6 protein-coding genes are annotated in these 5,737 nt (G+C 72.0%); all 6 read right to left on the bottom strand.

The genetic code is table 11. The features are described from left to right. Window positions 1-218: 218 nt before the first annotated feature. Window positions 219-659, bottom strand: coding sequence for a type II 3-dehydroquinate dehydratase (gene aroQ, locus EAO73_RS23210; RefSeq protein ID WP_147973391.1), 441 nt, complete (start codon window positions 657-659; stop codon window positions 219-221). Next, a complete protein-coding gene (gene aroB, locus EAO73_RS23205) occupies window positions 656-1,750 on the bottom strand; it encodes a 3-dehydroquinate synthase (RefSeq protein WP_147973390.1) in 1,095 nt (364 codons plus the stop codon). The genes aroQ and aroB overlap by 4 nt, the downstream gene beginning before the upstream one ends. Then, window positions 1,747-2,289: a shikimate kinase gene (locus tag EAO73_RS23200; RefSeq protein ID WP_224756400.1), complete on the bottom strand. Its 543-nt coding sequence runs from the start codon at window positions 2,287-2,289 to the stop codon at window positions 1,747-1,749. Before EAO73_RS23200 ends, aroB begins: the two co-directional genes overlap by 4 nt. Continuing rightward, on the bottom strand, window positions 2,286-3,470 hold the full coding sequence (gene aroC / locus EAO73_RS23195) for a chorismate synthase (RefSeq protein WP_147973389.1): 1,185 nt from the start codon (window positions 3,468-3,470) through the stop codon (window positions 2,286-2,288). Before aroC ends, EAO73_RS23200 begins: the two co-directional genes overlap by 4 nt. Before the next feature lie 146 nt (window positions 3,471-3,616). Continuing rightward, a complete protein-coding gene (locus tag EAO73_RS23190; protein WP_147973388.1) occupies window positions 3,617-4,444 on the bottom strand; it encodes a shikimate dehydrogenase in 828 nt (275 codons plus the stop codon). Beyond that, the coding region (gene mltG / locus EAO73_RS23185; protein ID WP_224756399.1) for an endolytic transglycosylase MltG at window positions 4,441-5,737 on the bottom strand (1,297 nt) is incomplete at its 5' end. The genes mltG and EAO73_RS23190, both read right to left, overlap by 4 nt.

The raw sequence follows: 5,737 nt of genomic DNA, 5'->3' as shown, positions 1-5,737 counted from the left end.
GGCCCGGGGTGCTGGGCCTGGTGCGGCCAGCCGGCGGGGCCGTTTCCGGGACCCTGGGGCGGAGGCAGCGGGGCCCCCACTGCGTGCTGCATCCGGTGCAACTCCGTCTCGTACAGGCAACTGGCGCTGGTGCAACGGCAACCGTACCTTCCCCGGCCGCCGCACGGACAACGGCCGGGGAGGGTCCGGAGTGCCCGCGGGGCGCCCGAGACCCCTGCTCAGTCCGCGAGTTCGTCCGCGAGGGCGCGCAGGGCGAGCCGGTAGGAGCCGATGCCGAATCCGGCCACGGTCCCGGTGGCGACCGGGGCGACGACCGAGGTGTGGCGGAATTCCTCCCGTGCGTACGGGTTCGAGATGTGCACCTCGATCAGCGGGGCGGTGCGCTGGGCGGCCGCGTCCCGCATGCCGTACGAGTAGTGCGTGAAGGCACCCGGGTTGAGAACGACCGGAATTGATCCGTCGGCGGCCTCGTGGAGCCAGCGGATCAGCTCGCCCTCGTCATTGGTCTCGCGCACGTCGGCGTCGAAACCCAGCTCCTTGCCGAGCGTGCGGCAGGCCTCGACGAGCCCGGCGTACGAGGTGGAGCCGTAGACGTCGGGCTCGCGGGAGCCGAGCCGGCCGAGGTTGGGGCCGTTGAGCACGAGCACCCGGCGGGTCATGCGGACACCTCCCCGTAGGCGGCGAGCAGCACGGCCGGGTCGGGGCCCTCCAGGACGGTGGGCTTGCCGAGGCCGTCCAGGACGATGAAGCGCAGCAGGTCACCGCGGGACTTCTTGTCGACCTTCATGTTCTCCAGCAGCTTGGGCCACTGGTCGCCGCGGTAGGTGAGCGGCAGCCCGACGGACTCCAGGATCGCGCGGTGCCGGTCGGCGGTGGCGTCGTCCAGGCGGCCGGCCAGGCGGCCGAGCTCGGCGGCGAAGACCATGCCGACGGAGACGGCGGCACCGTGGCGCCACTTGTAGCGCTCGTTCTTCTCGATCGCGTGGCCCAGGGTGTGGCCGTAGTTGAGGATCTCGCGGAGTCCGGACTCCTTGAGGTCGCTGGAGACGACCTCGGCCTTGACCCGGACCGCACGCTCGATCAGTTCGGCGGTGTGCGGTCCTTCGGGCGTACGGGCGGCCTGCGGGTCCTCCTCGATCAGGCCGAGGATGGCCGGGTCGGCGATGAAACCGGCCTTGATGATCTCGGCCATGCCGGAGACGTAGTCGTGGACCGGCAGCGAGTCGAGGGCGGCGAGGTCGCAGAGCACGCCGGCCGGCGGGTGGAAGGCGCCGACGAGGTTCTTGCCCTCGGCGGTGTTGATGCCGGTCTTGCCGCCGACGGCCGCGTCGACCATGCCGAGCACGGTCGTCGGTACGGCGATCCAGCGCACCCCGCGCAGCCACGAGGCGGCGACGAAGCCCGCCACGTCCGTGGTGGCGCCGCCGCCGACGCCGACGATGACGTCGGTGCGGGTGAAGCCGGTCTGGCCGAGCGCCTTCCAGCAGTAGGCGGCGACCTCGACGGTCTTGGCCTCCTCGGCGTTGGGCAGCTGGATCGCGATGGCCTCGTAGCCCTGGTCCGCGAGGTCCTGGCGGACCGCCTCGCCGGTCTCGGCGAGCGCCTCGGGGTGGAGGACCGCGACGCGCTTGGCCCGCTCACCGATGAGTCCGGGCAGCTCGCCGAGGAGCTGCCGGCCGATCAGTACCTCGTACGGGTCGGAGCCCGCGCTGCCGGCGATGCGGACGCGGATGGGTGCCTGCTGGGTCATGGTGTGTTCTCCCGGCCGGACGGGGCCCCGTCCGGCAGCTCCAGTGCGTCGAGGACCGCCTGGGCGACCTCTTCGGGTGTGCGCTCGTCGGTGGCGACGACCGTGCGGGCGACCTCGGTGTAGAGGTGCCGGCGGGCCTCCATCAGCTCGCGCCACTGCCGGCGCGGGTTGACCGCGAGCAGCGGGCGGGCGGTGTTGAGCCCGACCCGCCTGACCGCCTCGTCGACGTCCATCGAGAGGTAGACGACCGGGTGGCCGGCGAGCAGCGCGCGGGTCGACTCGTCCAGGACGGCGCCGCCGCCCAGCGAGAGGACACCGGTGTGCTCGGCGACGGCGGCACGGACCGCCTCCCGCTCCAGCGCGCGGAAGTGCTCCTCGCCCTCGTCGTAGAAGATCTCCGCGATGGGCTTGCCGACCGTCGCGACCACGTCCGCGTCGGTGTCCCGGTAGCCGGTGCCCAGCCTGCCGGCGAGCAGCTCGCCGACCGTGGACTTGCCGACACCCATGGGTCCGACGAGGACGACCAGGGGACCGCTCACCGGATCTGCAGGTGGTCGAGGTACGACGTCACGTTGCGGCGGGTCTCGGTGACGCTGTCGCCGCCGAACTTCTCCGCCACGGCGTCGGCCAGGACCAGGGCGACCATCGCCTCCGCGACGATCCCGGCGGCCGGCACGGCGCAGACATCGGAGCGCTGGTGGTGGGCCTTGGCGGGCTCACCGGTCACCACGTCGACGGTGGCCAGGGCGCGCGGCACGGTGGCGATGGGCTTCATCGCGGCGCGGACACGCAGCAGCTCACCGGTGGTGAGGCCGCCCTCGGTGCCGCCGGCCCGGCCGGAGGCGCGCTTGATGCCGTCCTCGGTCACCAGGATCTCGTCGTGCGCCTTGGACCCGGGCACCCTGGCGAGGTCGAAGCCGTCGCCGACCTCGACGCCCTTGATGGCCTGGATGCCCATGAGCGCCCCGGCGAGGCGGGCGTCGAGCCGGCGGTCCCAGTGCACGTGCGAGCCGAGGCCGACGGGCACGCCGTACGCCAGCACCTCGACGACGCCGCCGAGGGTGTCGCCGTCCTTGTGGGCCTGGTCGATCTCGGCGACCATCGCCTTGCTCGCGTCGGCGTCGAGGCAGCGCACCGGGTCGGCGTCGAGCTTGTCGACGTCACCGGGGACGGGGTAGACCCCGTACGGCGCCTTGGCCGCGGCCAGCTCCACGACGTGGCTGACGATCTCGATGCCGGCGGTCTCCTTGAGGTAGGACCGGGCGACGGCACCGAGGGCGACCCGGGCCGCGGTCTCCCGGGCGCTGGCGCGCTCCAGGACCGGGCGGGCCTCGTCGAAGCCGTACTTCTGCATGCCGGCGAGGTCGGCGTGGCCGGGGCGGGGCCGGGTCAGCGGGGCGTTACGGGCCTGCTCGGCCAGCACCTGGGGGTCGACCGGGTCGGCCGACATGACCTGCTCCCACTTGGGCCACTCGGTGTTGCCCACCATCACGGCGACCGGGGAGCCCATGGTGAGGCCGTGCCGGACGCCGCCGAGGAAGGTGACCTCGTCCTGCTCGAACTTCATCCGCGCACCGCGGCCGTAACCGAGCCGCCGCCGGGCGAGCGCGTCCGCCACCATCTCCGTGGTGACCGGGACGCCGGCGGGAAGGCCCTCCAGCGTCGCCACCAGTGCGGGGCCGTGCGACTCCCCCGCGGTCAGCCAGCGCAACCTGCTCAACGGTGCTCCTCATGCTCGCGCCTGAAAATCCAGCGGCGCGACCGGGTGCGCGGCCCTGGCCCGCCGCCCCCGATCCTCCCACGACCGTGGCCCCGACCCCGCCGCCGGTCCATCAGACGGACGGCGCGAGCGGGGCCGGGCGGACGTCAGCGGGCGGCCAGCGCCTCTTCCCCGGCCTTGCGCATGGCGGCGAGCGGTGCGGGCGAGCGGCCCGTCATCTGCTCGACCTGGAGGACGGCCTGGTGCACGAGGAGGTCGAGACCTCCGACGACTGCGCCGCCGCGTTCGGCCCAGGCGGACGCGAGCCGGGTCGGCCACGGCTCGTACAGCACGTCGAAGAGTGTGCCGGGCCGTTCCGGTACGGACCCGGCCAGCGCGTCGGCCGCGCCTGCGGGGGTGGTCGCGATGATTAGCGGCGCGGCCAGCGCCAGGTCGGCCTCGGCCCAGTCGGCGATCCGTACGTCGACGCCCAGCCGTTCGCCCCATCCGCGCATCTCGTCGGCGCGGGCCGCGCTGCGGACGTACGCGGTGACGGGTCCGGCGCAGATGCCGGACAGCGCCGCCAGCGCGGAGGAGGCGGTGGCGCCGGCGCCGAGGATCGCGGCGGACTCCACCTTGTCGACGCCACGCTCGCGCAGGGCGGCGACCATGCCGGGGATATCGGTGTTGTCGCCGGTGCGGCGGCCGTCCTCGCCGAAGACCACGGTGTTCACGGCCTCGACGGAGGCGGCGGTGTCACTGATCGCGTCGAGCAGCGGGATCACCGCCCGCTTGAGCGGCATGGTGAGGGAGAGCCCGGCCCAGCTCCCGTCCAGCCCTTCGACGAACCCGGGCAGCGCCTGCTCATCGATCTCGAACCGGTCGTACGACCAGTCGTCGAGGCCGAGTTCGGCGTACGCCGCCCGGTGCAGGACCGGGGAGAGCGAGTGGGCGATGGGCGAGCCGAGGACGGCCGCGCGGTGGTGGGTGCTCACTGCCCCGCCTGCTCCTTCTTGTACTTCTCGCGGTTCCGCTCGTGCTCCTCGTTGGTCACGGCGAAGACCGTCTTGTCCTCGGTCACCGACACGAAGTAGTTCCAGGGTCCGGGAGTGGGCTTGATCGCCGACTGGAGCGCGGCATCACCCGGGTTGTTGATCGGGCCCGGGGGCAGACCGTGGATGTAGTACGTGTTGTACGGGTGCTTGAAGTTCCGCAGGTCCGAAACCGCTCCGGTGTCCAGGGTGCTCTGCTTCTTCGCGTAGTTGACGGTCGAGTCGAAGTCCAGGAGCCCCCAGGTCTGGGGGTTGTCGCGCTTCATCCGGTTGTAGACGACCCGCGCGACCTTGTCGAAGTCGTGCTTGTACTTGCCCTCGGCCTGGACGAGGCTGGCGACGGTGATCAGCTGCCAGGGGCTGTCGAGCTTCAGCTTCTTGGCGTTGGCCTCGAGGTCGCTCTTCTTGTACTCCTCGTCGGCGCGGGAAACCATCGATTTGAGGACGGTCTCCGGCTTCATGCCCTTGGTGACCGGGTACGCGGCCGGATAGAGGAAGCCCTCCAGGGGGTCCAGGACACCCTTGTGGTTCTGCGCCCAGCCCGGCAGGCCGAGGCTGCCGGACTTCTTTTCGGCCACCTTGGCGGTCGTGCCCTTGGCGACACCGAGCTTGGTGTCGATGGAGGCGTACACAAGCCGGTTCGGCGTGCCCTCCGGGATGATCAGAAGATTCTGGCTCTTCGGGTCGACCATCATCTTCACGGCCTCGGACGCCGACATCTCCGAGTGGAGGAGATAGACCCCCGCCTGGATCGACTTGCCCTTCGGGTTCTCGTTCTGTGCCGAGACGAAGGCGTCGACGCTCTTCACGACGCCGGCCTTCTTCAGGATGTTGCCGATGTCGTAGCCGAAGGCGCCCTTCGGGATCTCCACCTCGACCGAGCCGGAGCCGCTGCCCGAGTAGTCCGGGGCGGGGCCGAACCGGTCCTTGTAGAAGGAGTACCCGAAGTAGCCCGCTCCGCCGACGCCGGCGACCAGGACCAGGGAGACGACCAGGCACGCGCAGCCGCTGCGGCCCTTCTTCTTCTTGCCCTTGCCGCGGCGCTCGCCCCCGTCCCCGCGCCGGGAGCCCCGGGAGTCGTCGTCGTACTCGTCGTCGTAGTCGTCGTCCTTCGGGCCCTTGCCGTCCTTCTCGTCGGCACCCGTGAAGAAGGGGTGCGTCTCCTCCGGAGGCTCCTCGGGGTCCCAGTCCGGGGCCGGCTCCGGCGCCGGGGCGGCCTCGCGGCGGCCCGGGGGC

Source organism: Streptomyces sp. col6, assembly GCF_008042035.1.
In the GTDB taxonomy this organism is placed as follows: Bacteria; Actinomycetota; Actinomycetes; order Streptomycetales; family Streptomycetaceae; genus Streptomyces.
Note: the sequence above shows the minus strand (reverse complement) of the source record. Positions and strands in the feature narration are given on the sequence as shown.

Bases quoted from the DNA above. Each gene is read 5' to 3' on its own strand.
- aroQ (WP_147973391.1), bottom strand. From the start codon at position 659: ATGACCCGCCGGGTGCTCGTGCTCAACGGCCCCAACCTCGGCCGGCTC.
- aroB (WP_147973390.1), bottom strand. From the start codon at position 1,750: ATGACCCAGCAGGCACCCATCCGCGTCCGCATCGCCGGCAGCGCGGGC.